Origin of the sequence: Actinomadura logoneensis (assembly GCF_003428695.1) — a bacterium.
Taxonomy (GTDB): Bacteria; Actinomycetota; Actinomycetes; order Streptosporangiales; family Streptosporangiaceae; genus Spirillospora; species Spirillospora logoneensis.
The window spans coordinates 1-2804 of the sequence record NZ_QURH01000684.1 but is presented as its reverse complement, the minus strand read 5'-3'; the positions used below and the strand labels follow the sequence as shown (position 1 = coordinate 2804).

The following is a 2804-nucleotide window of genomic DNA, read 5'->3' as shown; positions in this document are numbered from 1 at the left end:
GAGCGGGCGCCGTCCGACCGACGCCCGCGACCGCGGCGAGCGGGCCCCGGAGGACGTGCCGACATGCGGAAGCGCCGGAACCTCGGAAGGCTCCGGCGCTCGCACGGTCATCGGCGGGGCTCCGCCCGGGGACTCACGGGGGTGTCACCGGACGGACGGCCGGTCAGCCGATGGCGTTCCCCACGGCGGCGCCGCCCTTGCAGCCGCCGCCCGCGATGCCGAGGACGCTCACGGCGTTGCCGCAGACGTCGATCGGGATCGAGATCGGCGCGATGATCTGGTTGCCGGACAGCACCCCGCCCGAGCCGTCGGTGCGGATGTCGGCGTTCGCGGGGACGGCCAGGACCGAGGCCGAGACGGCGGCGCAGAGAGCGCCGGTGAGGGCGAGCCTCTTGAACATGCGGTACCTCCCGTACGTGGGGCCGCCGCCCGCGTGGGAGCACGCCGGGGCGGCCTGACCAACATGACGTGCGCCGCCGAACCTTCCGGCGACATTCACGTACGGTAGTTATTCAGCTACCAATGCGTAAGGGAACCGCAAACTCGTGAATGAGAAGGAAAAGTCACCATTGGGTAATCGCGCCGTGACGGTCAGTTGTCGCTTTGGCCGCTCTTGACCAGACCTGTCTCATACGCGAACACCACCGCCTGCACCCGGTCCCGGAGCCCGAGCTTCATCAGGATCCGGCCCATGTGCGTCTTCACCGTCGCCTCCGACACGTAGAGCCGCTCGGCGATCTCGGCGTTGGACATCCCGCGCGCCACCAGGTGCAGCACCTCGGTCTCGCGCTCGGTGAGGGTGGCCAGCGCCTCGTCCGCCCTGGTCCGGCTGCCGTCCGGCAGGTGCAGCGCGAACCGGTCCAGCAGCCGCTTGGTGGTGCTCGGCGCGACCACCGCGTCCCCCGACCGCACCGCCCGGATCGCCTCGACCAGCTGCGCCGGGCCCGCGTCCTTGAGCAGGAACCCGCTGGCCCCCGCCTTGATCGCGGCGAACGCGTACTCGTCCAGGTCGAACGTGGTCAGGATGATCACCTTGGGGCCGCCGGCCGCCACGATCCGCCGGGTCGCCTCGATGCCGTCCATGCGCGGCATCCGCACGTCCATCAGGACGACCTCGACCGGGCTGTCCGCCGGACGCGCGCGCACCGCCTCCACGGCCGCCGCGCCGTCCCCGGCCTCCCCGACGACCTCGATGTCGGGCTGGGCGTCCAGCACCATCGTGAAGCCCGCCCGCACCAGCTCCTGGTCGTCCACCAGAAGCACCCGGATCGGCTCGTCCACCCCGATCGGCTCGTCCACCCGTCTCTCCTCACTCACGTCAGCCGTCCCGCCCTCGCCCTGACGAGGCGTCCGCCCCGCCTTCGCCCGCCGCCCGGGCTCCCGGCGGTGTCATGCCGCCCGTCTTCCTCGCAACGCCTCTGGCGGCCCCTGGCGGCGTCACGCCCCGGGCATCAGTGCCGTCACGCCCTGGCCTCCTCGCGGACGGGGATGCGGGCGGTGACCGCGAACCCGCCGCCCATCCGGGGCGCGGCCGTCACCTCGCCCCCGTAGACGGCGGCGCGCTCGCGCATGCCGACCAGGCCGTGTCCGTGGCCGTCGTCCGGGGCGGCGGCGCCGCGTCCGTCGTCCACGACCGCGACCGTCACCTCGTCGTCACCGTAGTGCAGGGTCACCCGCGCCGAGGTGCGCGGTCCCCCGTGTTTCAGGGTGTTCGTCAGCGCCTCCTGGACGATCCGGTAGATCGCCAGCGCGCGCCCCTCCGAGACCGCCGCCGGGGAACCGGTGCGCTCCAGGACGACCGGCAGCCCGGCCGCCCGGACCTGCTCGGCCAGCTCGTCCAGCTCGTCCAGGCCCGGCTGGGGCGCGTAGGCGCCGCTCGCGGCCTCGTCGCGCAGCACGCCGAGCAGCCGCCGCATCTCCGCCAGCGCGGTCCGGCCGGTCGCGGAGATCGTCTCCAGTGCCTGCCGGGCCCGGCCGGGATCGCTGTCGAGCGCGTAGCCCGCCCCGTCCGCCTGGACGACCATGACGCTGACGTTGTGGGCGACGACGTCGTGCATCTCCCGGGCGATCCGGGCGCGTTCGGCGTTGCGGGCCATCCGGATCTCGCTGTCCCGCTCGTGCTCCAGGCGCTCCGCGCGCTCCTCGAGTTCCCGCAGGTAGGCGCGGCGCGTCCGGATGTGCAGGCCGAGCACCCAGACGGCGAGGACGGCCACGACGAACACGAACACCGGTCCGCGCATGCCCGGCAGGTCGCCGTGCCACTGCTGGTAGGCCTCCAGGACCGCGCCCAGCACGCAGATGGCCAGCGCCGCCACACCCCAGCGGAACGCGCAGTACGCGGCGACGGTGTACAGCCCGACGAGGACCGTGCCGTTCGCGATGAGCACCTGGGTGCCGTTCAGCCACTGCGCGAAGCTCACCAGCGCGACCGCCGCGAACGTCAGCCGGGGCAGGTACCTGCGCCAGACCATGGGCAGGAGGAGGACGGCCGAGAGCGCCGCCAGCGCCACCGGCGAGAGCCGGTAGGCCTTCGTCGGGTCGTCCAGCACCGCGGGCGTCGAGAGAAGCTGGAGCAACGCCAGCGGGAGGAGGAACGCGGCGTCCACCAGCGCCCGCCTGCCACGCCACCATTCCCACAGCCTGCCGACCATGCCGCCAGCGTACGTACGCGCCGGTCGGCGCCGGATCAACCCCAGGTCGGACACGCCGTCCGCCCCAGGTAGCGCCCCTGGGACCGCATCCCGCGCGCTGCCCGGACGCGCCCCCGCGCGCGGCCCGCCCGCCGGTCCGGGCGCGACGCGCGG

At 73.8% G+C, this 2804-nt stretch carries 3 protein-coding genes; all 3 read right to left on the bottom strand.

Annotation, left to right across the window (positions count from 1 at the left end; all coding sequences use genetic code 11):
- Window positions 1-163 precede the first annotated feature (163 nt).
- Window positions 164-400, bottom strand: a complete 237-nt coding sequence (locus DZF91_RS25640) for a chaplin (protein WP_117359775.1) — start codon at window positions 398-400, stop codon at window positions 164-166.
- A gap of 191 nt (window positions 401-591) precedes the next feature.
- Entirely contained in the window at window positions 592-1299 is a 708-nt protein-coding gene (locus tag DZF91_RS25635) for a response regulator (protein ID WP_268915975.1), read from the bottom strand.
- Window positions 1300-1460: 161 nt separating this feature from the next.
- On the bottom strand, window positions 1461-2651 hold the full coding sequence (locus DZF91_RS25630; protein WP_117359773.1) for a sensor histidine kinase: 1191 nt from the start codon (window positions 2649-2651) through the stop codon (window positions 1461-1463).
- Between the last annotated feature and the right edge of the window lie 153 nt (window positions 2652-2804).

Coding starts and splice junctions, on each gene's coding strand:
- DZF91_RS25640 (WP_117359775.1), bottom strand. CDS start 400: ATGTTCAAGAGGCTCGCCCTCACCGGCGCTCTCTGCGCCGCCGTCTCG.
- DZF91_RS25630 (WP_117359773.1), bottom strand. CDS start 2,651: ATGGTCGGCAGGCTGTGGGAATGGTGGCGTGGCAGGCGGGCGCTGGTG.